Source organism: Ruegeria sp. K5 (assembly GCF_056531805.1).
This window is the reverse complement of record NZ_JBQFML010000001.1, coordinates 1,699,778-1,725,634: the sequence shown is the minus strand read 5'-3', so window position 1 is coordinate 1,725,634 and position 25,857 is coordinate 1,699,778. Positions and strand designations below refer to the sequence as shown.

General features: G+C 60.1%; 22 protein-coding genes. 8 read left to right on the top strand and 14 right to left on the bottom strand.

The genetic code is table 11. The features are described from left to right. Positions 1–51: 51 nt before the first annotated feature. The 5 genes from ACR0MO_RS08325 to ACR0MO_RS08305 form a co-directional block, all read right to left on the bottom strand. Positions 52–1,842, bottom strand: coding sequence for an aminopeptidase P family protein (locus ACR0MO_RS08325; protein ID WP_480871810.1), 1,791 nt, complete (start codon positions 1,840–1,842; stop codon positions 52–54). An 85-nt stretch (positions 1,843–1,927) separates the two neighbouring features. Then, positions 1,928–3,805: a cobaltochelatase subunit CobT gene (gene cobT, locus ACR0MO_RS08320; RefSeq protein WP_170452060.1), complete on the bottom strand. Its 1,878-nt coding sequence runs from the start codon at positions 3,803–3,805 to the stop codon at positions 1,928–1,930. Positions 3,806–3,925: 120 nt separating this feature from the next. Further along, a complete protein-coding gene (gene cobS / locus ACR0MO_RS08315; RefSeq protein WP_170452058.1) occupies positions 3,926–4,912 on the bottom strand; it encodes a cobaltochelatase subunit CobS in 987 nt (328 codons plus the stop codon). Between the two features lie 150 nt (positions 4,913–5,062). Continuing rightward, positions 5,063–5,668, bottom strand: coding sequence for a methyltransferase family protein (locus tag ACR0MO_RS08310; protein WP_480780314.1), 606 nt, complete (start codon positions 5,666–5,668; stop codon positions 5,063–5,065). A gap of 215 nt (positions 5,669–5,883) precedes the next feature. Then, positions 5,884–6,261 carry a winged helix-turn-helix transcriptional regulator gene (locus ACR0MO_RS08305; RefSeq protein WP_170452054.1) on the bottom strand — a complete coding sequence of 126 codons (378 nt, stop codon included), beginning with the start codon at positions 6,259–6,261 and terminating at the stop codon, positions 5,884–5,886. Positions 6,262–6,462: 201 nt separating this feature from the next. Here ACR0MO_RS08305 and ACR0MO_RS08300 point away from each other — a divergent pair, with 201 nt between their 5' ends. After that, positions 6,463–7,212 (top strand): nuclear transport factor 2 family protein, encoded by a 750-nt coding sequence (locus tag ACR0MO_RS08300; protein ID WP_480582262.1) that lies wholly within the window; start codon positions 6,463–6,465, stop codon positions 7,210–7,212. A 120-nt stretch (positions 7,213–7,332) separates the two neighbouring features. On the opposite strand, the gene ACR0MO_RS08295 is transcribed toward ACR0MO_RS08300, so the two are convergent. After that, positions 7,333–7,959: a J domain-containing protein gene (locus tag ACR0MO_RS08295; RefSeq protein WP_170452049.1), complete on the bottom strand. Its 627-nt coding sequence runs from the start codon at positions 7,957–7,959 to the stop codon at positions 7,333–7,335. A gap of 107 nt (positions 7,960–8,066) precedes the next feature. Here ACR0MO_RS08295 and ACR0MO_RS08290 point away from each other — a divergent pair, with 107 nt between their 5' ends. Beyond that, the gene (locus ACR0MO_RS08290; protein WP_170452047.1) at positions 8,067–8,321 is read left to right on the top strand and encodes a BolA family protein; all 255 of its coding nucleotides are present in this window, start codon (positions 8,067–8,069) and stop codon (positions 8,319–8,321) included. Between the two features lie 261 nt (positions 8,322–8,582). Then, positions 8,583–9,644 carry a glycosyltransferase family 4 protein gene (locus ACR0MO_RS08285; RefSeq protein WP_480890692.1) on the top strand — a complete coding sequence of 354 codons (1,062 nt, stop codon included), beginning with the start codon at positions 8,583–8,585 and terminating at the stop codon, positions 9,642–9,644. Between the two features lie 23 nt (positions 9,645–9,667). On the opposite strand, the gene ACR0MO_RS08280 is transcribed toward ACR0MO_RS08285, so the two are convergent. The 6 genes from ACR0MO_RS08280 to pepN form a co-directional block, all read right to left on the bottom strand. After that, positions 9,668–10,078 carry an MSCRAMM family adhesin gene (locus ACR0MO_RS08280; protein ID WP_170523431.1) on the bottom strand — a complete coding sequence of 137 codons (411 nt, stop codon included), beginning with the start codon at positions 10,076–10,078 and terminating at the stop codon, positions 9,668–9,670. 80 nt (positions 10,079–10,158) lie between these two features. Further along, on the bottom strand, positions 10,159–11,403 hold the full coding sequence (gene pepT / locus ACR0MO_RS08275; protein ID WP_480890689.1) for a peptidase T: 1,245 nt from the start codon (positions 11,401–11,403) through the stop codon (positions 10,159–10,161). 93 nt (positions 11,404–11,496) lie between these two features. Next, entirely contained in the window at positions 11,497–13,008 is a 1,512-nt protein-coding gene (gene gatB, locus ACR0MO_RS08270) for an Asp-tRNA(Asn)/Glu-tRNA(Gln) amidotransferase subunit GatB (protein ID WP_480890686.1), read from the bottom strand. A gap of 78 nt (positions 13,009–13,086) precedes the next feature. Further along, positions 13,087–14,343, bottom strand: coding sequence for a hypothetical protein (locus tag ACR0MO_RS08265; protein ID WP_170452033.1), 1,257 nt, complete (start codon positions 14,341–14,343; stop codon positions 13,087–13,089). Between the two features lie 130 nt (positions 14,344–14,473). Beyond that, complete coding sequence (locus ACR0MO_RS08260; protein WP_170452031.1) at positions 14,474–14,902, bottom strand: hypothetical protein; 429 nt, start codon at positions 14,900–14,902, stop codon at positions 14,474–14,476. Beyond that, a complete protein-coding gene (pepN, locus tag ACR0MO_RS08255; protein WP_170622381.1) occupies positions 14,899–17,448 on the bottom strand; it encodes an aminopeptidase N in 2,550 nt (849 codons plus the stop codon). The genes ACR0MO_RS08260 and pepN overlap by 4 nt, the downstream gene beginning before the upstream one ends. A 219-nt stretch (positions 17,449–17,667) precedes the next feature. On the opposite strand from pepN, the gene ACR0MO_RS08250 reads away from it, so the two are divergent. The 5 genes from ACR0MO_RS08250 to ACR0MO_RS08230 all read left to right on the top strand — a co-directional run bounded on the left by ACR0MO_RS08250 (position 17,668) and on the right by ACR0MO_RS08230 (position 22,997). Continuing rightward, a complete protein-coding gene (locus ACR0MO_RS08250; RefSeq protein ID WP_480890682.1) occupies positions 17,668–19,803 on the top strand; it encodes a malate synthase G in 2,136 nt (711 codons plus the stop codon). 82 nt (positions 19,804–19,885) lie between these two features. Beyond that, positions 19,886–20,311, top strand: a complete 426-nt coding sequence (locus tag ACR0MO_RS08245) for a heme-binding protein (protein WP_170452025.1) — start codon at positions 19,886–19,888, stop codon at positions 20,309–20,311. 134 nt (positions 20,312–20,445) lie between these two features. After that, entirely contained in the window at positions 20,446–21,225 is a 780-nt protein-coding gene (locus tag ACR0MO_RS08240; RefSeq protein WP_480625729.1) for a gamma-glutamyl-gamma-aminobutyrate hydrolase family protein, read from the top strand. Between the two features lie 537 nt (positions 21,226–21,762). Next, positions 21,763–22,116: a hypothetical protein gene (locus tag ACR0MO_RS08235; RefSeq protein WP_480890680.1), complete on the top strand. Its 354-nt coding sequence runs from the start codon at positions 21,763–21,765 to the stop codon at positions 22,114–22,116. Beyond that, the gene (locus tag ACR0MO_RS08230) at positions 22,053–22,997 is read left to right on the top strand and encodes an autotransporter outer membrane beta-barrel domain-containing protein (protein ID WP_170622385.1); all 945 of its coding nucleotides are present in this window, start codon (positions 22,053–22,055) and stop codon (positions 22,995–22,997) included. The genes ACR0MO_RS08235 and ACR0MO_RS08230 overlap by 64 nt, the downstream gene beginning before the upstream one ends. Before the next feature lie 56 nt (positions 22,998–23,053). Here ACR0MO_RS08230 and ACR0MO_RS08225 read toward each other — a convergent pair whose 3' ends face one another. Beyond that, the gene (locus ACR0MO_RS08225; protein ID WP_480871796.1) at positions 23,054–25,294 is read right to left on the bottom strand and encodes a xanthine dehydrogenase family protein molybdopterin-binding subunit; all 2,241 of its coding nucleotides are present in this window, start codon (positions 25,292–25,294) and stop codon (positions 23,054–23,056) included. A 3-nt stretch (positions 25,295–25,297) separates the two neighbouring features. Continuing rightward, complete coding sequence (locus ACR0MO_RS08220; protein ID WP_170452014.1) at positions 25,298–25,762, bottom strand: (2Fe-2S)-binding protein; 465 nt, start codon at positions 25,760–25,762, stop codon at positions 25,298–25,300. Between the last annotated feature and the right edge of the window lie 95 nt (positions 25,763–25,857).

Genomic DNA, 25,857 nt, shown 5'->3' with positions numbered 1-25,857 from the left:
CCTCGCCTTTTTCGGGCCTCTCCTCTGCCCGTTCCATGTAACAGTCCGATGTCAAATCGGCGCTGTTGCGGCATCCAACCACAGTTGAGCCTCAGGGCCCAGCCTTGGCCGGATCTTTTCTGCAACGGCCTGATGATAGCTGTTCAGCCAGGCGCGTTCGGTGGAGGTAAGCATATCTACCAAGATCAGGCGCCGGTCAATCGGCACGTAAGTCAGCGTACGCCATTGCAGCATGGCGCGTTCATCATCGCCGTCAGGCAGGTTGGGGGCTTCTTCGACCACGACAAGGTTTTCGATGCGAATACCAAACGCGCCTTCGCGGTAATATCCGGGCTCGTTCGACAGGATCATGCCGGGCTCCAACGGCACGTGGCTGATCCGCGACAGGCGCTGCGGGCCTTCGTGCACGCTTAGGTAAGCGCCGACACCGTGACCGACCCCGTGATTGAAATCCTGTCCCGCCTGCCACAGCGGCACCCGGGCGATGCATTCAATGTCGCGCCCGGCCAGCCCGACCGGCCAGCGCAGCATCGACAGATTGATCATGCCCTTCAGAACGCGGGTGAAGCAGGCTTTTTCGACCTCTCCGACCTCGCCGATTCCAATGGTTCGAGTAATATCGGTGGTCCCGTCCAGATATTGCCCGCCACTGTCCAGCACCAGCAGATGGCCGTTTTCCAACCTGCTATCGGTCGCCTCGGTCACCCGGTAGTGCATGATCGCACCATGGGGGCCGGTTCCCGCGATTGTGTCGAACGAAATGTCCTGCAACGCATTGTCTTTGCGCCGGCTCTCTTCCAGCCGTGTCACGACCTGGGTTTCAGAGACGGTACCGGGGCCTTGTCCATCCAACCAGCACAAGGTTTCGATCACCGCAACCGCATCACGCAAATGCGCCTCGGCGCTGCCTGCGATTTCAGCCGGGTTTTTACAGGCTTTCGGCACGGCGCAGGGATCGCCGCCATCAACCATCTTGTCCCCCAAAGCGTCTGCAACGATCTGAGGTACCGTGTTCGGATCCACCTGAACGCGCCCCTCCAACCGACCGACAGCATCCAGAAACTCCGCAGGGTCCCGGACCGAGACCTGATCCCCCAAATGCTCGCGTACACCGTCCAGCTTTCCGGCGGCCATGAACAGATCAACCTGCCCGACGGCGTGCAAAATCGCGAACCCGTGCGCCACAGGGTTATAGGCGATGTCCGAGCCGCGAATATTCAGCAGCCACATGATCGAATCCGGCAAGGTGATCAGCGCCGCCGCGCGCCCGGACGTATTCAAACCCTCCGCCAGTCGCGCGATCTTGCTTTCGGCGGTTTCCCCGGCAAATTCAATCGGATGGGCTGCCACAGGGTTCATTGGCGGGGCAGGCTGATCCGCCCAGATCCGGTCTACCAGATTGTCACTGCGCACCAGTTCAATACCGCTGCCCGCAAGCTCTTTCGCCACGGCCGAGACCTGACCGGCCGCGTGCAACCAGGGGTCAAACCCGACCTTGCCGCCCTGCGGCAACTGCTCTTTCAACCAGGTGCTCAGGCTGACATCCGGCCATGGGACCGGAGTGTAGACCTCGGCAACCTGCGCCTTGACTTGCGTCCGATACCGCCCATCGACAAACACACCGGCCACATCGCGCAGCGCAGCGCAGAACCCGGCCGAGCCGGTAAACCCGGTCAACCAGCCCAGCCGCTCATCCCGCGGGGCCACATATTCCCCCTGATGCGCATCCGCGCGCGGGATCAGAAACCCGTCCAGTCCCTCACGCTCCATCTCGGCCCGCAATGCAGCCAAGCGCGGCGGCCCCTGTTCCGGACGCGCCGTAACTTCAAAAGACTGAAACATCGTTCCCTCCCTCAAACCGAAGGACGGCTTGAAACGCCGCCTCTTCTTCTTGTCTAAAATACGGCCGCCGGAGGCAAGGCCAGCCTTAGCTGGCCTTTTTCATTCCCATCACACGCGCGCGGGCGCGTGGATCGCTGTCAAACAGCGCCGCCAGTTGTTCGGTCATCGCGCCAGCCAACTGCTCGACATCGGTGATCGTGACGGCCCGATCATAATACCGGGTCACGTCGTGGCCGATCCCGATTGCCAGCAATTCGACCATCTTGCGTTTTTCGACCATGGCGATCACATCGCGCAGGTGTTTTTCCAGATAATTTGCCGGGTTCACGCTGAGCGTTGAATCATCGACCGGAGCGCCATCCGAAATCACCATCAGGATCTTGCGCTGCTCCCGTCGTGCCAGCATGCGGCGATGGGCCCATTCCAGCGCCTCACCGTCGATATTTTCCTTCAGCAACCCCTCTTTCATCATCAGACCCAGATTGGCCCGCGCGCGCCGCCAGGGCGCATCGGCCCCTTTGTAGATGATATGGCGCAGATCGTTCAGACGCCCGGGCTGTTGCGGGCGGCCATCGTTCAGCCATGCCTCACGCGCCTGACCGCCTTTCCACGCGCGCGTGGTAAAGCCCAGAATCTCGACCTTCACATTGCAGCGCTCCAGCGTCCGCGCCAGAACATCGGCGCAAACCGCCGCGATCGAGATCGGACGCCCGCGCATCGATCCTGAGTTATCCAGCAGCAGAGTCACCACGGTATCGCGGAACTCGGTGTCTTTTTCGACCTTGAAGCTCAGCGGCGTGGTCGGGTTCGCCACGACACGCGCCAGACGTCCGGCATCCAGAATGCCTTCCTCGCGGTCAAACTCCCACGACCGGTTCTGTTGCGCTTGCAAACGGCGTTGCAGCTTGTTGGCCAAACGGCTGACAGCCCCTTTCAACTGATCCAGCTGCTGATCGAGATAGGCGCGCAGCCGTTCAAGCTCGGCCGGTTCGGCCAGATCTTCGGCGGCGATCTCTTCGTCATGCGTGTTCAGGTAGACCTTGTAATCCGGGTCAGCCTCGGACGCGGGCGGTGGGGCAGGCGGTTCCAGTGGAGCCTCGCCATCCGGCATTTCGGCCTCATCGCCCATCTCATCTTCGGCCATCTCATCCATCGAGACCTGGGCCTGAGACTGATCTTGCTGTTCTTCCTGCGTTTGCTCGGGCGTGGCGTCGGCGTCTTGCTCGTCCTGATCATCCTGCCCGGTGCTGTCGGGATCGGGCTGTTCGTCCGCGTCGTCCTCGGCCTGATCTTCCTGCTCGTCATCCAGCTCATCCGGGTCATCGCCCAGCTGGTCGCCATAGCCCAGATCCTTGATCACCTGACGGGTGAATTTGGCAAACTCGGCCTGATCCGAGAGAATATCGTCGAGGTTTTCCAGCGTGCCGCCCGCCTGTTCCTCGATAAACCCGCGCCACAGGTTCATGACGTTTTCCGCTGCAGGCGGCAGATCGCGCCCGGTGGCCAGATGCCGGATCAGATAGCCTGCCGCCACCGACAGGGGCGCTTCGGCCGGTTGCTTGCATTGATCATACCCGCGCCGCAGCGCTTCGTGGCCAATCTTTACGTCGATGTTCGACGCCGTGCCGGGCATATCCCGCGCACCCATCGCCTCGCACCGCGCGACCTCCATCGCTTCATAAAGATCCCGCGCCATGTCGCCCGGAGGCGCATAGCGCGCATGGGTCGCGTCATCATGGTATTTGCGTTGCAACGCCAAGGCATCCGCCGTGCCGCGCGCCAGCAACACCTCTTCTCGAGTCATCCGGCGCGACACCTGAGGCAGCCGCATCGACTCACCCGACATGCCCGAGGGATCGACTGTATAGGTCACCGACAGTTCGGGATCATCGGCCATGACCTTGGTGGCCTCGGCCAGGGCCTTCTTGAACGGATCAGCAGGGTTGTCGTTCTTCTGTGCCATGTCCTAAGCCCTCATCAAAGTGACCTGCCCAACGCGGAGAAGACTAACGGATCCGCCTTCATCTGGCCAAAAATATCCCCGCCGGAGGCATTGCGCCCGAAACGGGCGCAATTCGGGTGCTTACCCCAAGCTCGCGCTCGCCGCGCTTTCCGGCAGTTCCTCATCAAAGCAACGCTGATAGAACTCGGCCACGGTCTGACGCTCCAACTCGTCGCATTTGTTCAGGAAAGACAGACGGAAGGCATAGCCGACATTACGGAAAATCTCGGCGTTCTGGGCCCAGTTGATCACGGTCCGTGGGCTCATGACGGTGGACAGATCGCCATTCATGAACGCGGTCCGGGTCAGGTCGGCGACTGTGACCATCTGGCTGACGGTCTTGCGGCCCTTCTCGGTGTTGTAATGCGGGGCCTTCGACAGAACGATCATCGTTTCGGCGTCGTGGCTCAGGTAGTTCAGGGTCGAGACCAGTGACCAGCGGTCCATCTGCGCTTGGTTGATCTGCTGCGTGCCGTGATAAAGGCCCGTGGTGTCGCCAAGACCAACAGTGTTGGCGGTGGCGAACAGGCGGAAGTTCGGGTTCGGCGTAATGATCTCGTTCTGGTCCAGCAGGGTCAGCTTGCCGTCATGCTCCAGAACACGCTGGATCACGAACATCACGTCGGCGCGGCCTGCGTCGTATTCGTCGAAAACGATGGCAACGGGGTTGCGCAGCGCCCAGGGCAGGATGCCTTCGTGAAATTCAGTCACCTGCTTGCCGTCGCGCAGCTTGATCGCGTCTTTCCCGATCAGGTCGATCCGGCTGATGTGGCTGTCCAGGTTCACACGTACGGCGGGCCAATTCAGGCGGGCGGCGACCTGTTCGATATGGGTCGATTTCCCGGTGCCGTGATAGCCCTGGATCATCACCCGGCGGTTATGGGCAAAGCCTGCCAGAATCGCCAGCGTCGTCTCCGGGTCGAACTTGTAGGTGTGATCAATGGCAGGCACACGGTCGCTGGCCTCGGCGAAGCCCTTGACCGCCATGTCGCTGTCAATGCCAAACACTTCACGGACCGAGATCTCTTCGGTTGGTTTTGCGTTGATGTCGATCGATCCGTCAGCCATGCGCCTTGTCCTTATCCTTTGACCCGTATTGCCGGGTTTGAACCCGTGTGTGGTGCAACATATTGCAGGCAAGGGCAAGGGAAAGCCGCCACTTGAAGAAGCTGACCGGATGTTTCTTTTCAACTGGCCTTATCGGTTGGTCTGAAACGATTACTGCAGGATCTCCTTACGCAATCTGATCAGGCTGCGCTCATCAACAAATCGTGGCGTTTGGCGCATGTAGTCCTGAAAGGAGCGGCCATAGCCCTGAAGCAGCCATCTTTCTTCGTTCAGAACGAACAGAAAGTAGATCAGGAACAGAATGGCGGCCAAGGCCAGGGTCAGCCACGATCCGCTGGAGATCCCCAGACCCACCGTTGCCAGCACCGAGGTAACATATTGCGGGTTGCGCGAATAGGCATACATGCCGCTTGTCACCAACCCGTCGCTTTCGCAGTAGGTATTGTCGAGCCCCAGAAAGCGGTACCCGCGCAGCGTGATGCCGAAGGAAAGCACCATGATCGGCACGCCGATAGCGTAGCGCACCCAATGGCCCCAGCCGTTCACCCAAACCTCGGACAAGGCGAACACGACGGTGGCGCCGCAAAACAGCCGAAACAGCCCGAATGCCGCGTGATGCCGCCATCCGCTGGCGCTGGGCCACAGACCCAAACGCGGCAAGCGCAGGTTCAGGGCAAGATACAGGCTCAACATCAGGGCCGAACCGAGGGCCAGCACCACTGAGACCTCGTGAACGGTGTAGATCAGGTTGTCCATATCACAGTCCAAACTCGCTGTTCGCGTCAAATCGGATATGGGCAGAGTACGCGGCCCACGGGACAGGCCGTAACAAGGGTTTGTAACAGGTTGAGGACGACGAGATGCTCTGAACGATCAGGTTCGTATTGGACGTCACGCTTGAGGGCTGTGGGGCCACCGCATGCAGGTGTCAGAGTTGCAATTTACTAGCGCCGGTGATCGGCCAGAACCGCTCAGTCCTGATGCGCTTTTTCATATTCCAGCCGCGCAGCCTTGACCTGCTCCTGTCGCGTGCTGGACCAGAAGACCAACGGTTTCAGATGCTCCAGAAGGCTACGACCCAGCGGGGTCAGTTCGTAAGACACAGCGACCGGAGGACCAGGATCAACGGTCCGTGTCAAATACCCATCGCGCTGAAGCCCCCGCAGGTTTTCGGTGAGAACCCGCTGTGTCACATCGCCGATGCAGCGCTTGATCTCTCCAAACCTTTTCGGTTCATCCTCAAGCGACAAGATGATGATCATGCGCCACTTGCCCGTAACATTCGACAGAACGGAGCGAATGGGGCAGTTCGATGCTTCGGCTTTGCTTTCAACGCCTATGGGTAGCATTTTCGCCTCGGTGCAAATTGAATACCAGCGTCGATTACCATACCGATGTTCGGCGATTCAAGCGCCCTTGGACCAGACCAGGTATCCTAAAACATACCTTGTTTCATTTTAGTGCGTAATTGAAACGTAGTGCATTTTTGATACCAGCTATTGCCATAACGCGAATCGAAAGGACGCACGATGACACCTAAGGAACTGGTTATGGCTCTGTTTACAGCAGCCTTTGTTGAACATGACCCGCAAGCGGCCAAAGATCTGCTGGCCCCGGACTACATTCAACACAATCCTTCAATTCCAACCGGGGCCGACGCATTGCTGAGCGTTATTCCGGCAATCGAAGCCTCAGGCATGACCGTCACAACCCACCGCGTCATTGCCGAGGGGGATTATGTCGTCTTGCACAACACTTTTGAAAACGCCGATGCTTTTGGCGCCCCGACCCTTGTTGCCTTCGATGTGTTCAGGGTCGAAGACGGGCTGGTTGCTGAACACTGGGACAACTTGCAAGCCCCGCCTGAGACCACGGCGTCGGGACGCTCAATGACAGATGGGCCGGTCGAGTTGGCCGATCATGGGAAAACGGCTGAAAACAAACAGCTTGTCGTCGGCTTCGTGCGGGATGTCCTTGCCGGAAATGCCCCCGAGAAAGTCACCGATTACATGGACCCTGCCGTTTATCGTCAGCACAATCCGAACATCGCGGATGGCTTGGATGGCCTAATGGCAGCGGTCGAGGCATTTGCGGCGCAAGGGATGGTCATCACCAAGTTCGAACCGCAGATTGTTGTTGCCGAGGGGAACTTTGTCTTCGTGGCGTCGGATGCCGTCATGGGTGGCGAGCCGTGGGCGTTTTTTGATCTTTGGCACGTCGAGAATGGCAAAATCGTCGAACACTGGGACGTCGTTTCGCCCATCCCAAACGAAATGGCCCACGACAACGGTAAATTCTGATTGTGCTTGGCAAGACCTATTGCATGGGGTGGGGGATTCCAGCCCGTGCAATTCGATCTTCAAATCAGGCGTATCTGATGATCCCACAACCCTATTAACAAGCGAGGCTTGGGCCAGACGTCACTTGAAGTTCCGGCTATCCTTGATCTGATCCCAGGCCCAGACGACCTCTTGCAGCTGTTCCTCTTGCGAGCGGTCGCCGCCGTTCATGTCCGGGTGCAGTACCTTGATCAGCTTCTTGTAGGCCTTGCGGACCTCGGCTTTGGACCAGCTGTCATTGGCTTCCAGAATCTCGATTGCACGACGCTCGGTGGGCGGCAGGCGACGGCCTCCTCCGCCTGAGGTGCGGCCCTTGTTCTGGGTGCTGTTCGAACCCAACACCTGATGCGGGTCTTCGATGCCCAGGCGGGCCCAGGCACGGGCTTCGGGATCGCCCATGGGTTTGGTTTCACGTTCCCAAACCTTGTCTTTCGAACGCTGCGCGTTCAGCTCGGCCTCGGTCGTGCCGTCGAAGAAGTTCCATTTCTGGTTATATTCGCGCACATGCTGCTGGCAGAACCAGTAGAAATCATCCAATACATCCGGTGCTTTGGGCGCGCGGTACTTGCCGGGTTCTTCACATCCCGGGTGGTCGCAGATCCGCACCGAGGTCTCAGACGCGCCCGACATACCCCGACGCCCGCGCGGGTTCTTTTTCTTGGCGCTGGAAACGGACATATCAAATCCGAAGGGGTCTGACTTCGCCATGCTGTGATCCTCACGAACGCATCTTTTCGACTCGGAGGCAGCAGTTTAGTCTAAGCAGCCGAAAGTAGAAGAGGGGCGCGGCAAAATTTTTGCCGCTGAGCATAAAAATGAGCGTGACCGACGAAATCCGAACCCGCCTGCAAGCCGCATTCGATCCGCGCGAGCTTGAGGTTGTCGATGACAGCGAAAGCCATCGCGGCCATGCGGGGTATCAGGACGGTGGCGAGAGCCATTTCAACGTCCGCATCCGAGCCTCTGCATTCGAGGGGCAGTCCCGCGTCGCCCGCCATCGTGCGGTGCACAAGGCGTTGGGGGATATTGTGCCCCGGATCCATGCGTTGGCGCTGGATATCGACGTCTGACCCTGTTCCAAGCGGATCACAGAATCGCTTGGGCCGTTTTCCAGCGGTCGCTGTCAAAATTTCGTTTCTAATTCGCATGGGATTCCGGTCTTGCAGAGCGATTGTTCAGGCTATGACTTAGGCGAGGGTTATAGAAACCGGCCAGGGACCAATTAGAGCGCCGTTTTTCGTCTTAATTTTAATTTAACAAACGATTTGTTGTATGAACTTCTGGCGTGGTTTAGCGTCACGAAGCCTGCTGATTTGTTTTAGGGTGTTTTGGTGCGAGTACTATTTGTACAGGCCGGATTTGGGCCGGGTGGGGCGGAAAAAGTCATCTCAATGTTGTCGGGGCATTTCGCCCGGCGAGGGCTGAAGGTGCATGTGACGGCCTTCAGCATGCCCGAGCAGGGGCCGTACTTCGAAAATCACCCTGATGTTGAAATCAGTGCGCTGACCGGGAAGTCGGGGCAGCTCAGGCGCTTGATGCACATCCGAAAAACAGTGCGCCAATTCAAGCCAGATCTGGTGATCTCATTTCTGACCAAGGTCAACGTGCTGACCTTGCTGGCCACATTGGACAAGCGCATTCCAGTCATCATTTGCGAGCGCAACAATCCAAAACGGCAAAATGCCCATCCTTTGTGGTTGAAGCTCAAGGCCGTGTTGGGGATGCGGGCTGCCAAAGTGGTCGCTTTGACACAGAAAGGTCTGGCGGATTTGCCACCGGCGCTGCGCAAGCGTGGGATTGTTATTCCGAACCCGATTACGCCCTTTGATGTCGTTGCCCCGACAAAGACCGGACCAGCGCGTCAATTGGTTTCGATCGGACGGCTGGTGCCCCAAAAGGGCTTCGATATGCTTTTGCAAGCCATGCAACGTATTCACGCGCACAGCCCCGAAACGACTCTGACAATATACGGAGAAGGGCCCGAACGCGGCGCATTGGAAACGCTGCGCAAAGATCTGGGGCTTGAGGGCGTTGTGAATTTGCCGGGCAATACGCCCGAGGTCGGTCTTTGGGCAAAAAACAGTGAGATCGTTTTGGCGACGTCCCGCTTTGAAGGGTTTCACAATGTTGTCGCCGAGGCGGCGGTCAGTGGTATCCCCATTGTATCCTTCGATTGCGACTATGGCCCATCCGATCTGATTGATCACGGTCGAAATGGTTTTTTGGTGCCGACCGGAGATGTCGATGCGCTGGCCGCGTCTGCCTTGCAGCTGATACAGGATCCGCACATGCGCACAGAAATGGCGGCCAATCACACGGACATACGCCACCGGCTGGCGCCGGACCTTGTGTTTTCGGTCTGGGATGACCTGATTGTCGAAGTCACGTCTTAGCGGTCGGGTACAGTCGGCAGGGTTTAGGCTTTGTCCGGCTCTTTTGCCGCATCATCGCTGTGTTTCAGCGTCAGGGGCGGTTCGTCTGCTTCTTCGGCGATGGGCTCGGGCGCTTGCACGGCCTCCGGCCCCGGAACAGGTTGGGCCAGCGGCACGCCTTCGGGTGTTTCGGTCGGGGACGGGGTGGGCACAACGGCCGCCGCGATCATCCGCCGGAACACCAGAACATTGCGCCAGTTCGTGGTCGATTTGGTCAGGCCCGAGCGTTCCTCGCTAGGCAGCAGTTCCGCCCGCTGGTATTCCCACCCCTCCTGCGCCATTTGGTTCAAAACCTGCTCGACCGAGGCCGCAAAGCGCCCCTCGACCGTTTTGACGCCCTTGGCCTTGGTGCCTTTTTGCGGGGCGGGGATCACCTTGTATTCGTAGCGCTGCATCAATTGTTTCCTAATGCCTGTTACGGCCAACTTAGCACGCCAGTCCATGGGCGAAAGGGAGGTTGCAAAAATGGCGTCATTCAGCCGGTTTTCTGCGCCGCCTTGGCCACAACCGACAGGCACAGTTCGGTTGCCTGTGCCATGTCCTGTACCGAAATCCATTCCAGCGGTCCGTGAATGCATTGCATCCCGGTGAACAGGTTGGGGCAGGGGGTTCCGAACTCGGTTAGACGGGACCCATCCGTGCCGCCCCGAATGGGAACGGACAGTGGTTCGATGCCAAGCTCCTGACAGGCTTCGCGGGCCAGATCGACGGGCGTCATGTCGTTTTCCAGCCAATAGCGCATGTTGCGGTATTGATGGCTGATGTCGCAGGTGATGGTCGCACGCGGTTCGGTGGCCTGCACGGCGTCGCAGACCTGACGCACGATCTGCCGTTGCGCCTCAAGCCCCTCCATCTCGAAATCGCGCAGGATCAGTTTGAGCTCCATCTCGGATGAGCCGCCATTCATATCGGTGATATGGATGAAACCATCACGCCCATCAGTGGTTTCCGGGGTCATGGTCGCCTGCGGCAAGGTCTGCACGATCTTGGCGGCGAGGTGGGCGGCATTAACCATCTTGTCCTTCGCCAGTCCGGGATGGATCGAGACGCCGGTAATTTTGATCACCGCGCGGTCGGCCGAGAAGCTTTCGTATTCGATCTCGCCCACTTCCTGACCGTCCAGCGTATAGGCGAAATCGGCCCCCAGGTCTTTAGGCAGTTGCGGGGTCACACCACGGCCGATTTCCTCGTCCGGGGTGAAGGCGATGCGGATCGGACCGTGCGGGATGTCAGGATTTTCGATCAGATGCCGCGCCATTGTCATCAGGATCGACACGCCCGCCTTGTCGTCGCCGCCCAATAAGGTGGTGCCGGATGCGGTGATCAGGTCATGACCGATCTTGTCCGCCAGATAAGGATGTTCCGCAGGTGACAGCACCAGATCAGGATCATCGGGAAAGCTGATATCGCCGCCGTTGTACCCCTTGATCACACGCGGTTTGACGCCGGTGGCGTTGAACTGGGGCGCGGTGTCCACATGGGCCAGAAAGCCGATGGTCGGCCCTTGCGCGGTGCCGGGGATTGTCGCCACAACAACTTTGTCGCCGGTCAGTTCAACATCCTGCGCGCCGATTGCCCTTAGCTCGTCACGCAGTAGGTTCAGCATGTCGAACTGAATGTCCGTGCTGGGGGTGGTGGCCGAGGTCTCATCGCTTTGGCTGTCGATGGCCGCGTAGCGGACCAGACGGTCCTCGAGTTCCTGATCAAATCTGTTCTGCATGGCACCCTCCGTCATCTCTGCCGAAGAAAGGGCGCAAATGAAAACGGAGTCAAGCCGGTGGCCTGACTCCGTTCAATCCGGGTGAGCGGGGGCTTACGATCCCAGCTTTTTGCTGACCAGTTCGTTCACAGCCTTGGGGTTGGCCTTGCCGCCGGTGGCTTTCATCACCTGACCGACGAACCAACCCGCCAGTTTCGGGTTCACCTTGGCCTTTTCGACCTGCGCCGGGTTGGCGGCGATGATCTCGTCCAAGGCGGCCTCAATGGCGCCCGTGTCCGTCACCTGTTTCATGCCGCGTTCTTCGACGATCTGCGCCGGGTCGCCGCCTTCTGTATAGACGATCTCGAACAGATCCTTGGCGATCTTGCCGGAAATGGCGTCCGAGGCGATCAGGTCGATGATGCCACCCAACTGCGCAGGCGAAACCGGCGAGTCGGTGATCTCGTGATCTTCTTTCTTCAATCGGCCGAACAGCTCGTTGATGACCCAGTTCGCGGCCAGCTTGCCGTTGCGGCCCTGTGCGACCTCTTCGAAATAGGCGGCGCTTTCGACCTCGGCCGTCAGGACTGAGGCGTCATAGTCGGTCAGGCCAAATTCGCTGATGAAGCGTGCCTTTTTCTGGTCGGGCAGTTCGGGCAGCTTGGCGGCGATGTCATCGACCCACGCTTGTTCGATTTCCAAAGGCAGCAAGTCGGGATCGGGGAAATAGCGGTAATCATGCGCCTCTTCCTTGGACCGCATGGACCGCGTCTCACCCTTGTCCGGATCGTAAAGGCGGGTTTCCTGATCGACCTTGCCACCCCCTTCGACAATGGCGATCTGGCGGCGGGCCTCGACCTCGATCGCCTGCTGGATGAAGCGCATCGAGTTCATGTTCTTGATCTCGCAGCGCGTGCCCAGATGCGAGAAATCCTGCGTTTCCTGATATTTCTCATACGCGCCCGGCAAGCAGATCGAGACGTTCACGTCCGCCCGCAGGTTGCCGTTCTGCATGTTACCGTCGCAGGTGCCCAGGTACCTCATGATCTGGCGCAGCTTGGCGATATAGGCGGCGGCCTCCTCGGGGCCGCGAATATCGGGGCGGCTGACGATCTCCATCAGGCAAACGCCGGTCCGGTTCAGGTCGACAAAGGACATATGCGGGTCCATGTCGTGGATCGATTTACCCGCGTCCTGCTCCATATGGATACGTTCGATGCGGACCATGCGCGCGGTGCCGTCGCCCATCTCGACCAGCACTTCACCTTCGCCCACGATAGGGTGGTACAGCTGAGAAATCTGATAGCCCTGCGGCAGGTCAGGATAGAAATAGTTCTTGCGGTCGAAAGCAGATTTCAGGTTGATATCTGCCTTCAGGCCCAGCCCGGTGCGCACAGCCTGTTCAACGCAATACTCGTTGATCACCGGCAGCATGCCCGGCATTGCCGCGTCCACGAAGGCCACGTTCGAGTTCGGCTCGGCCCCGAATTGGGTTGACGCGCCGGAAAACAGCTTGGCATTGGACGAGACCTGAGCGTGCACCTCCATCCCGATCACCAGTTCCCAATCGTGCTTGGCCCCGGCAATGGTTTTGACTTTGGGCATGTCGTAGGTCAGGTCGAGCATGGCGCGCCTCATATCCGCAGAAATCTAAGCCTGCGTATTAGGCCCGGCAGGGGCTAGGGGCAAGAGGGAAGGCGCGATTCAGTGCTGCGAAAACTGCAGGCCGGTCGGAGTGAAGGTCACATCCTTGCCGCTGCCCAACTCATCCCGGAAGAAATCGCCAATCGCTCGCAAAGCATCGCGCTGTCCGCGCGCGGCGAACCGCTCGGGTGAGTTGATGCGGACCGAGTTGTTAAATCCGGCCGCCGCATGGGCCCAGATCAGCGGGTGAAGCTCGGTCAGGTGATCGCGGATCAGCCAGTTTGCAGCCTCGCGCATCTGGCTGCGCACCAGATCGGCCTGTTCGTTCAGGCCCAGCCCGTTTTGCAGCGTGATCGCGCAATAGGCGGACAGCATGTTGACCATCTGCTGATCGGGTCGCCGTTGCAGGATATCCCGCAGACCTTCCAGGAAATACTCGACATCCAACCGCGCGCAGGCCTCTTCATCCAGCGCGATGGCGTCGAACTGAACCCAGGTATAACCACCTGCGCCCCATGTCTTATGGGTGCGGGCAGCGTTGCGCAGGGCCTGAATTTCCAGCTCCTCGTAACTTCCGAACCAACGGGGCAGCAGGTGGCTGCCCATCGCGCGCATGTGGCGCTGATTATTCGGGTCCAGGGTGATCAGGCGTTCATATTCATCTGCAACCCGCGCCGTCGCCTTGCGTTGACCGGCCAGCAAGGCACATGCCGCAGCCGCGATCAGCGGGCTGTTGGGGGCGGCGGCTTTGCAATCCGGCAAGATTTGCGCCGCCCGGTCGAAATGCGCCGCACAGCGCGATCGATGCAGCGGCGGTAGGGTCGCATCCGCCGCGTTTCCGCGCCACGCCCATGCGATGTCGATATGGGCCAGCGCCACGACCAGAGCGATCATCGGGTCGTCGGGATTGTCGCGCAATTCGGATTCCAGATCTGAAATGCCACCCAGAAGGTCGTAATCCGAAATCGGTTTGCCGTCGGACAGGGCATGTTCTGCCGCCAGCACCACATCGGAACGCGCGCCAAAGGCCAAAAGATCGGCGATTGGCATCCCGTCCGGGGCCGCCTTGCACGCGTCGTCAGCGGCACGCATTTCCTTGGACAGTTCAGCCCAGCGATCCTGACGCGCCAGATGGCGGCCACGCTCAATCGTTTCGCGCCCGACCATGTCCTCGGGGCCCAATTTGGCCACGGGAATATTCAGCTGACCCTGCTCGGGCAAGGCTGCGGCCAAGGCGGACGTTGCGCTGAAATCAGACGCGGTTTGGGGTTTGGAAGCTGTCAATCGGGCAGAAAGCGCCCGTGCAAACCGGAACATGGTGGAACTCGAAAACTTAAAAACTGGTAACGTACGACTCAAAATTGGCCGGAAACTGCGGCTATTTCAAGTTAAATGCTCGTTACCTTTTATGAATTCTGCGCAATCTTGCATTGTTGCACGGATCGTTTCAGAAAACGGTAAAATGGTGGCGTTTGACGCGAAAACCGGCCTGTTCCAGCACGGTTTCGAATGCGCGATGCGGTGGAATCGACTCATCCGGCAGGCGGACCTTTTTGTCCGAGTGCAGAACCAGTGAGACGCGGACCGAGAAATCCCAGCGCGTGTCAAAGCGGATGTATTGGATTTCATCCAAGGCCATTTCGCCCTGTCTTTTGCCTGAAAACCAGCGCAGGCGATGCTGATCCAGTTGAACGCCGGCGCTGCTGTCCTGAACGACGTCCCAGATGGCGGGCAAGGTCGCAAGGGACAGCAACCCGACGATCCACCACACCGCGTCGAACAGGATGATCAGCGACAGCAATGCGGCATAGACACCGATCAGAATCAGAATCGTGCGCGGATTCCGGTTGTGCCGCGTGAACGTGTAGGTCGTCATGCGCCCAGAATGCGCGACACCATCTCGGTCGTGTCGCGTGACAGGTCTGGTGTCTCGGAAATGCGGGTCAGATGCGCGCGGATCAGGTCCTGACGGTCTGCGTCGTATCGCCTCCAGGTCTGGAAGGCCGAACACATGCGCGCGGTGGTCTGTGGATTCACCGGGTCCAGGCGAATGAGCCAATCGGCCAGCAAGCGATACCCTGCGCCATCGGCCTGATGAAACCCGGCATGGTTCATCGCCAGCCCGCCCATCACAGCGCGGAAGCGGTTGGGGTTTTTCCAATTGAAATCAGCGTGCTGTGTTAGCGTTTGGGCGGTTTTTGGCGTTGCCTCGGGCGCGGCCATCGCAATCTGCAGCCCGAACCATTTGTCGATCACCAGACGGTCATGCTGCCACTGATCATAGAACGCGGCCAGTTCGGCCTCGCCCTTGCGGGCGCGCAACAGGCAGGACAGGGCCGAGAGTTGCAGGGTCATGTTGTCCGATTTGGAATAGGCCTCCGCCGCCATCGCGCCGCCGTCCAACCGCGTGGTTAGGGCCAAAGCCGCACCTCCCAGCGCGCGCTTGCCGGATTGTTCCGCATCCGGCTTGTAGGGCGCGTCCACCAAAGCCTCGCTGTGCAGGCGGGGCAGCAGGTCTTGCAGATGCTGTGCCGTGGCCTGCCGCAGGGTCTCGGTCGCTGTCCAGATTGCCATCGGGTCGGGCGTTTCGCCCCGTTCATACAAAGCCGCCGCCAGTTCGGATTGCGTGGGCAGGCCCAGCATCAACGCGCGGTAGGCCGGGTCCAGATCGCCATCGCGTAATACCGCCAGCAAACCATCCAGGTAATCGGCATCCGGCACCGCCTCATCCGAGATCATCCGCAGCAACGTATCCTCGGCCAGCGCGCGCCCCGCCTGCCAGCGGTTGAACGGGTCGGTATCATGGGCCAGCAGAAACGCCCGTTCGGCATTCGAGTGATCTTGTTCCAAGATCACCGGGGCCGAGAAATCGCGCAGGATCGAGGGCACGGGTTTGGCCGCCAGACCGGTGAAGGTAAAACTCTGCTCGGCCTCGGTCAGTTCTAGCACCTCGGTTGCGCGGACCTCATCGCCATTGGGGCCAAGCAGGCCCACGGCGACGGGGATCACCTTCGGTTCTTTGGTGTCCTGACCCGGCGTGGGTTCGGTGCGCTGGCGCAACGTCAGGGTATAGGCGCCATCTTCCCAATGTTCGGCAACCGATACCCGAGGCGTTCCGGATTGGCTGTACCAGCGCTTGAATTGGGTCAGATCGCGGCCTGTTGTGTCCTCGAACACCTTGATCCAATCCTCGATGGTGCAGGCCTGCCCGTCATGGCGGTCGAAATACAGGCCCAGCGCCTTTGCGTAGGCTTCATCCCCGACAAGTCGTTTCAGCATGCCGATCACCTCGGCCCCCTTTTCATAGACGGTCGCGGTGTAGAAGTTGTTGATTTCCTGAAAGCTTTCTGGTCTCACCGGATGCGACAGTGGCCCGTTATCCTCGGGGAATTGCCGTGCACGCAGATCGATGGCGTCATGGATGCGCTTTACCGGGGCCGAACGCATGTCGGACGTGAACTGTGCATCGCGGAAGACGGTCAGCCCCTCTTTCAGACACAGCTGGAACCAGTCGCGGCAGGTGATGCGGTTGCCGGTCCAGTTGTGGAAATACTCATGCGCGATGATCGCCTCGATCCGTTCGAAATTCACATCGGTCGAGGTTTCCGGGCTGGCCAGAACGGCCGAGGAGTTGAAGATGTTCAGTCCCTTGTTCTCCATCGCACCCATGTTGAAATCGTCCACGGCGACGATGTTGAACACATCCAGATCGTATTCGCGGCCATAGACGTCTTCGTCCCATTTCATCGACTTTTTCAGGGCTTCCATGCCAAAGGCGCATTTGCCCTCGTCTCCGGGGCGGACCCAGAGGTTCAGGTCCACGTCGCGGCCCGACATGGTGGTGAAGCGGTCGGAATGCGCGATCAGGTCACCTGCGACCAGCGCGAACAGGTATGCGGGCTTGGGCCATGGGTCGGTCCATTCGGCCCAACCTTCGCCCTTGCCGGACGGGTTGCCGTTGGACAGCAGTACGGGCAGGTCGCCATTGATGCGCACAGTGAATGTGGACATCACATCGGGCCGGTCGGGGTAATAGGTGATCTTGCGAAACCCTTCGGCCTCACATTGGGTGCAGTACATGCCGTTCGACATATACAGCCCTTCCAGCGCGGTGTTGTTGCCCGGGTCGATTTCGACCTCGGCCTCCCAGATGAACGGCGCATCCGGGGCGGCGGCGGTCAGGCCCTTGTCGGTGAGTTCGGGCGTGACATCGACACCGTCAATGGCGGCGCGGATCAGGGTCAGGTCTTCGCCATGCAGGAAAAACGTGCGGTCTGTGGCCTCGCGGTTTGGCCGGAATGCAATGCGCGAGGTGACGCGGGTTGCGTGATCAGCCAGATCAAAGGTCAGATGCACATTATCCACCAGATAGCCGAAGGGCGCGTAGTCTTTCAGGTAGATTGTGGGGGCGGCGTCGCGCATCGGGGGCCTCGCATCGGTTCGTGTCTGGCGCGACGTTAGGGGCTGCGCCGCCGGGCTGCAAGCAGGGTGGCGTCGGCCATCCAGGCCTCGGGTTTTGGTTTGATCTGGTGTGTGTGGCGGGTTTGGGGGATGAATTTCCCAACAAGAGTTGCCTATCGGAAACATCCGTCCTAATTGAGGACGGCATACAGTGGCGTACAAAAGCGGGAGAAATGGTAGATGAGCAGCAGAGAAACCCGGAGCGGCCTGCAGATCTCCGCAGAGTTGACAGGTTTTATCGAGGGTCAGGCGCTGCCGGGTACGGGTGTGTCGCCGGAAACATTCTGGTCCGGCCTGTCCCGAATGGTCGAAGAGTTGGGGCCGAAGAACAAGGCGCTGCTGGCCAAACGCAACGAGATTCAGGGCCGCATCGACGGCTGGCATCTGGCGAATATCGGTCAGGATCATGACGCCGCCGCCTATCAGGCCTTCCTGCGCGAGATCGGCTATCTGGTTGAAGACGGCGCGGCGTTTCAGATCGAAACCACCAATGTCGACCCCGAGATCGCGCTGACCCCCGGCCCGCAGCTGGTGGTGCCGATCACCAACGCCCGCTTTGCGCTGAACGCCGCCAATGCGCGCTGGGGCAGCCTGTATGATGCGCTGTACGGCACCGACGCGATGGGTGATCTGCCCGAAGGTGGCGGGTACGATACCGAACGCGGCGCCCGCGTGATCGCCTGGGCCAAGTCGTTTCTGGATGATGCCGTGCCACTGGCCGAGGGGTCGTGGGCAGATGTTACCGGCCTGCACGTCGCGGGCGGTGCGCTGGTGCCCTCTCTGGCCAACCCGGCGGGCTTTGTGGGCTTTGGTGGCGCCGCGGACGCGCCCGAATTTGTGCTGCTGAAAAACAACGGCCTGCACATTCAGATCATGATCGACCCAACAAGCAATATCGGCGCGACGGACCCTGCCGGGATCGCGGATATGCGTCTGGAATCTGCGCTGTCCACGATCATGGACTGCGAGGACTCGGTCGCCTGTGTCGATGCCGCGGACAAGGTGGTGGCCTATAGCAACTGGCTGGGTCTGATGAAGGGCGACCTGACCGAAGAGGTCACAAAGGGCGGCAAGACCTTTACCCGCAAACTGGCGGACGACTTGGGTTACACCACCGCTGGGGGAGAGCAGGCAACGCTGAAGGGCCGCTCGCTGATGCTGGTGCGCAATGTGGGCCACCTGATGACCAACCCCGCCGTACTGGACGGTGAAGGGAACGAGATCGGTGAAGGGCTGATGGATGCGCTTTGTACCACTCTGATCGCGATGCATGACCTCAAGCGCGAGGGCGGCAACTCGGTCGCCGGGTCGGTCTATGTGGTCAAACCCAAGATGCATGGCCCGGAAGAGGTGGCCTTCTCGGTCGAGATTTTCGACATGGTCGAAGACATTCTGGGCCTGCCGCGCAATACCGTGAAGCTGGGCATCATGGATGAGGAACGCCGCACGTCGGTGAACCTTGGCGAGTGTATTCGGGCTGCGAAATCGCGGGTGGCCTTCATCAATACCGGGTTCCTTGATCGGACGGGGGATGAGATCCACACCTCGATGGAGGCCGGCCCGATGCTGCCGAAAGGCGACATCAAGAACACGCCGTGGATTGCGTCCTATGAGGATCGCAATGTCGATATCGGCCTGGCCTGCGGCCTGAAAGGCAAGGCACAGATCGGTGAGGGCATGTGGGCGATGCCGGACCGGATGGGCGACATGCTGGAGGCCAAGATCGGACATCCGCAATCCGGGGCCACCTGCGCCTGGGTGCCGTCACCAACTGCCGCAACCCTGCACGCGACGCATTATCATAAAGTCAGTGTTCTGGACCGTCAGGACGAATTGGCCGCTGGTGGACCCCGTGGCACGCTGGAGAATCTGCTGACCATCCCGCTGCTGGGTGGGCGCAACCTGAGCGCGGATGAGATCACCCGCGAGATCGAGAACAACGCGCAGGGCATTCTGGGCTATGTGGTACGCTGGGTCGATCAGGGTGTGGGCTGTTCGAAAGTGCCGGATATCAACGATATCGGCCTGATGGAGGACCGCGCGACCTGTCGGATTTCGTCTCAGGCCCTGGCCAACTGGTTGCACCACGACGTGGTAAGCGAAGAACAGGTCATGGCGGCGATGCGGAAGATGGCAGCCGTGGTGGATCGCCAAAACGCGGATGATGCGGCCTATGTTCCCATGGCACCCGGCTTCGACGGTATTGCTTTCCAGGCCGCCTGCGATCTGGTTTTCAAAGGCCGCATTCAGCCTTCGGGCTATACCGAGCCGGTTCTGCATGCGCGGCGGTTGGAATTCAAAGCCAGCCGGGGCTAGGCGGCAATGGCGGGAACGAGGGGGCTGTCTGCCCCCTCGCACTCCCCCGAAGATATTTTTGGCCAGATGAAAGGGATCAGGTATGGGCATTTCCTTGCGCAAGGCGCGCACCATCATTCGTAAGGCTCTGGAAAAGGGGCATGAGATGGAGCTGAAGCCTCTGTCCGTTGTGGTTCTGGACGCGGGCGGTCATGTCATTGCGTTTGAGCGCGAGGATGGCGCGGCCCCCGGTCGGTTCGCGATTGCGCAGGGCAAGGCCTATGGTTCTGTCATGCTGGGCATGGCGGGGACGGCGCAGATGCAACGGGCCGAGGCGCAGGCCTATTTCATGGCCTCGGTGAACGGCGCCTATGGTGGTCAGGTCATTCCTGTGCCGGGCGGCATTCTGTTGCGGGACAAGAAGGGCGCTGTGATTGGCGCGGTTGGCGTGACCGGCGATACCTCGGACAACGACGCCGTGGCGGGCATGGCCGGGATCGAGGCCGCCGGGTTGACCGGAGAGATCTGACCAGCCGGTCGAATAGTTACGCTTGTGCGCAGTTGAACATTGCGTTGCGCTGTCATGCAGGGCGTGTTCTGTTGCACGTTCCCAAGTCTGCCGTTAGCGTCCATTCCAATCAGTGCAACAGCAAGGACATTGGAATGGCGCGGCCCGTCGTAGGCATCATTGGCAACTCTTACCTGATGAATGATCAATACCCGACCCATGCGGGCGGGACGATGAATTCGGATGCGGTGGCCAATGTCTCGGACTGTTTGCCACTGCTGATCCCGGCGGATCCGCGGTTTGTCTCGGTCGATGAGCTGCTTGAGACCTGCGACGGGTTTCTGCTGACCGGTGGTCGCCCCAATGTGCACCCCGAGGAATATGGCGAGCCTGCAACCGATGCCCATGGCGATTTCGACCGGGCGCGGGATGCGATCACCTTGCCGCTGGTGCGCGCCTGTGTGGAGCGTGGTCAGCCTTTCTTGGGCATTTGCCGCGGGTTTCAGGAGGTCAACGTGGCCATGGGCGGTACGCTGTACCCCGAGATCCGGGACTTGCCGGGCCGGATGAACCACCGGATGCCGCCGGACGGTACGCTGGAGGAGAAATTCGCCTTGCGCCATGTGGTGACGCTGACCGAAGGTGGCGTTTTCCACGACCTGTTTGGTGCTTCCGAGGTGATGACCAATACGTTGCACGGGCAGGGGATCAAGACCGTCGGCCAGCGGGTTGTGATCGATGGTCACGCGCCGGATGGCACGCCAGAGGCGATGTATATCAAGGATGCGCCGGGCTTTACGCTGTCGGTACAGTGGCATCCGGAATGGGATGCGGTCAACGACCCGGTATCCCGCCCATTGTTCGAAGCCTTTGGGGCGGCTGTGCATTTGTGGAGTTGCGGCCGCAAAACAGGTGCCTTTCAGAAATCGGCCTGATACGTATCGGGCGTTTGCACATCCGCCACATTCTCAAATTTAGATTTTATTGTAGTCAATTTGGCTTGTCTGGCCGTGTTTGCGTTTGAGAGGCTTGAGCCATCGTGCTTTGCCTTGGGCCTTTTGCCCGAAACGCAACTTTGGGGCCTGATATGCGACGACCTTTAAAGCGGATGCGGCGGTACTCTGGTCTTTTTATGGCCGCGTGTTTTGCGACTTTTGGTATTGCCGCTGATGTAGCGGCGCAGCAATGCGGTTCTTTGGGTGAGTTACTTTATATCGGTCGCACCCCGAACTCGGCGTCATCCGTTTGGCTATCAGCGACCGGGCAAGGGAATTTCCGTCTTGAAGCCGCACAGCGCAACACAACGGTCGATACATGGAGCAGGTCACGCAATGGCGTTCATCTGAGTTTTTCACCTTTTGTGTCGAACGGAAACGGCGGCGTGCATCGGCTGTTCGAGGTAGGCGGAGCCCCAAACGGTCGCGATTGTTTGATCGACACCCAAAACCAACAAAGAAATTGGAGCTTGCCCGGTGGTGGCGGTAGCTCTGGTGGCAGCAACGGCGGGTCCGGTGGAGGGAACGGTAGCGGCGGTTCCGGTGGCAGCAGTGGTGGAACCGGTGGCGGCAGTGGAGGCTTCGGTGGCGGAAGCAGCGGTGGCGGCTTTGGCGGCGGAAGCGGCGGCTTTGGCGGCGGCAGTAGCAGCGGCGGCACCGGCAGCAGCAGCGGCGGCGGCACCGGCAGCAGCGGCGGAACGGGTGGTTTCGCGGGGAGTTCTGGCGGGTCTGGCGGGTTTCCCGGAGGTGGGTCGACAGCGGTCGTTGTGCCGCGTACACAGCCCGGCTCGTCTGGTGGTGGAACCGGCGTTGCCCGAGCGGAATGTGTAAACGCGGCGACAGGCAAGCTGGATCCCGCGCTATGTGACCCTCAAGTTGTTCCTATTGTTGCCGGGCCGCCATTGACGGAAGGCCGGGATCTTGCGCCGCCATCGCCATGGAACGTCTGGACGGATTTCTCCTATACGGAAATTGAGGATACGCGCGGCGCCAATGAGGTTGATGTCAATGACAGGTATTTCGCTGCTGGTATCGATCGGCTGGTACGAGAAGATCTGGTGATTGGCTTTCAGGTCGAGATGGAAAGTATTGATGTCGAAGGTTTTGAGGGTCAGTTCACTCAGGACACCCAAGGATTCGCGGCCGGTCCCTATTTCGCCTGGCGCATGTCAGACCGATGGGTTCTCAATGGCGTGGCAACGTTCGGCGAGTTTTCAACAGATGTCGGTGTGCTTGAGCTGAGCGGCGACTTTGACCGCACGCGCTGGCGCGCCAATTTGGAAGCTATTGGCCAATACGAGGCCGGGCGGTACCTGATCAGACCGTCTATCGCCTTTGACTACTACAATTACAGCGCCGAAGAGTACGACCTGACCGGCACGGTTCTGGGCCAGCCTACCAACATAATCGGCGAGGTTGCCAAAGTCAGATACAGTGCCCTAACGCCGGAGTTGGAGGTGAGCAGGCCGTTTGTCACGTCGCGGTCCGTTGTATCTCCGTTTGCGTCGCTCAGCGCAACCTACTGGTTCGAGCGGGACGAAATTGGGGTCAGCTCAACATCGCAGTCAGATGTGACATGGGCTACGCGTATCGGTGTACGGGGAAGAGCCAGCGAGGCTGTTTTCCTGGAAGCGACACTGGGGTATCTGGGTCTGTTCGAGGATGATTTGGATGCGACCGAGGCATCCATCTTCCTGTCGGTCAATTTCTGACTGTGTCGAGGGCAGATTGATCCCCGGCCCTGTACGGACAGGACCGGGGTGTTCGCTCAGATCAGCAGATTGAACTGCTTCATCAACGGCAGGGTGCGGGCGCGTTCGCCGGTCAGGTCGAACAGTGCGTTGCCTAGTGCTGGCATTGAAGGCGGCGTGCCGGGCTCGCCCGCGCCGCCCATATGACGGTTGGTTTCCAGCACGCGCACCTCGACCTGCGGGGCTGTGTGCATGCGGATCGCGTCGTAGTCGGGGAAGTTGTACTGCTCGACCTCGCCTTCGGCAAAGGTGATCTCGCCGTAACAGGCCGCCGACAGGCCATACATCATGCCGCCAAACAACTGGGCCTTGACGTTTTCCGGGTCCAGCGCCAGCCCCATGTCGCAGGCGATCCACGCTTTGTTGATGCGGATGGTGCCGTCTTCGTCGACCACTTCGATGACCTGAGCCACAGGTGTTCCGAAGCTGTACGTAAAGGCCACACCGCGCCCGACGCCGTTGGGTGTTTGACCCGTCCAGCCGGACATTTCTTTCACTGCTTCCAGGCAACCGGCCGAGGGTGCATGTTCGCCCTTCATCAACTCCAGCCGGAATTCCAGCGGATCGCGGCCAGCGGCGTGGGCCAGTTCGTCCATGAAGGTTTCATGAAAAAACCCGTTGTGGCTGTTCCCGACCGAGCGCCAGAAGCCAACGGGGACATTCAGATCGGCGATATGGCCGCTCATGCGATAGTTCGGAACGGCGTAGGGCTGGTTAAAGAACCCTTCGACCAGCACCTTGTCCGGACCCGCGCCGGGAAGGCCGGTGTAGCGCCCGACCGCCTGCTGCGTGCAGGATTGTGCCGCCACTTGACCGTCGATCAGAACTGCCTTGCCGTCCTGAACCGCGCCCCGCATCCGGGCGATGGCGCCGGGGCGGAAATAGTCGTGGCGCATGTCTTCTTCGCGGCTCCAGGTGGTTTGCACCGGGGTTCCGGGCATGGCCATGGCAACCTTGGTGGCGATCTCGCCAAAGTCCAGCTCTCCGCGCCGACCGAATCCGCCGCCCAGATAGGTGGTGTGAATCTGCACCTGCTCGGTCTCTAGTCCGGCGGTGTTGGCGACGCGGAACTGGATCAGGGTCGGGGCCTGATTGCCGCACCACAGCTCCAGCGCGTCTCCGGTGTAAAGCGCAGTGGCGTTCATCGGCTCCATCGTCGCGTGGGCGAGGTAGGGCAGCTGGTATTCCGCCGTGATCTCGGTTGCGCCTTCGGGCGTGACGCTGACATCGCCGTCGTCGCGCATGGTCGAGTTCGGCGAGTCGTCAAAGGCTTCGGCGATCTTGGCGAAGATACCATCGGTGTCGGGCGGATAGGGCGCGTCGCCCCAGTCGACCTCGATGGCCTCGACCGCCTGATTGGCGAGCCAGGTGTTGTTGGCAATGACCGCAACGCCGGTGCCCAGATCGACGATCTGTTCGACGCCGGGCATGGATTTTGCGGTGCTGTCATCAAAGCCGTTCATCGCTCCGCCCAGTTTGGGGTTCATACGAACGGCGGCGAATTTCATGCCGGGCAGGCGCACATCGACGCCGAATTCAGCGGTGCCGGTGGCCTTTTCCACCATATCCAGACGCGGCTGGGTCTGACCAAGATAGCGCCATTCGGACGGATCGCGCAGGGGCACCTCGACCGGCTCCAATCCGGCGGCGTCCATCGCAAGCTCGGTATATGCGATCTTGTCGCCATTGGGGGCGATCACATGGCCCGAGGCGGTTTGCAGTTGCGAGGGGTCAACGCCCAACCGGTCCGCCGCAGCCCGTTTCAGCGTCTCCCGCGCCGATGCCCCGGCCTGACGCATTCGTTCGAACCCGTCCTTCATCGAGGTCGAACCGCCGGTGACCTGCAGGCTGAGTGTTCTGCCCAGAACGCCCAGAGCCTCGCCCAGATTGTGCTGGAAATTCGAGATATCGTAGCCCTTGTTGGGCAGACCTTCACCAATCAGGGCCGAGTTGTAATAGGCCGCCGCTGCAGGGCCATGCAGAACGGTGATCTGGTCCAGATCGACGTCCAACTCCTCGGCAATCAACGCGGCCCAGGTGGTTTGCACGCCCTGTCCCATCTCGGCGCGGGGGGCAAACAGCGTCACGCCGTTCTGGTCGATCAGGATGAACGGGTTCAGCGCGGCCTCGCCGTCGCCGGGTTTCAGCGGGTTGGCGGCGGGCCGGGTGACGTAATAGGCCCCAAAGGCCACGCCGCCAACAATAGCGGCAGACCCGATCAGGAAGGTGCGGCGCAGGATTTTTCCAACTTTGCCCATAACTTACGCCTCCTTCAACTTGCCAGCAGCGTCGTGGATCGCTGCGCGGATGCGGGGGTAGGTGCCACAGCGGCACAGGTTGCCCTGCATCGCCTCGTCAATGTCAGTGTCCGTGGGCGAGGGGTTTTCGGCCAGCAATGCCGCCGCCTGCATGATCTGCCCGGACTGGCAGTAGCCGCATTGCGCCACCTGATGGTCAACCCAAGCCTGCTGGATCGCCGACATCGCCGCGGGGCTGCCGACGCCTTCGATCGTGGTCACATCGCCCCAGACATCCGACAGGGCGACCTGACAGGATCGAACAGCCTCGCCATCGATATGAACCGTGCAGGCCCCGCAGGCAGCGACGCCGCAGCCGAATTTGGTGCCGGTCAATCCGACCTCGTCGCGCAAAACCCAAAGCAGGGGGACGTCATCAGGCAGGTCAACCTGATGCGCTGTTCCGTTGATTTTCAGGGTGGTCGCCATGGCACACCTCTCGCTCGCTGTGGCAGTTTATGACATAATTGGTGAAAAGTGTCAGTATGTCAATTGACAAAATAGACGAAAACTGTCAGAGCTTC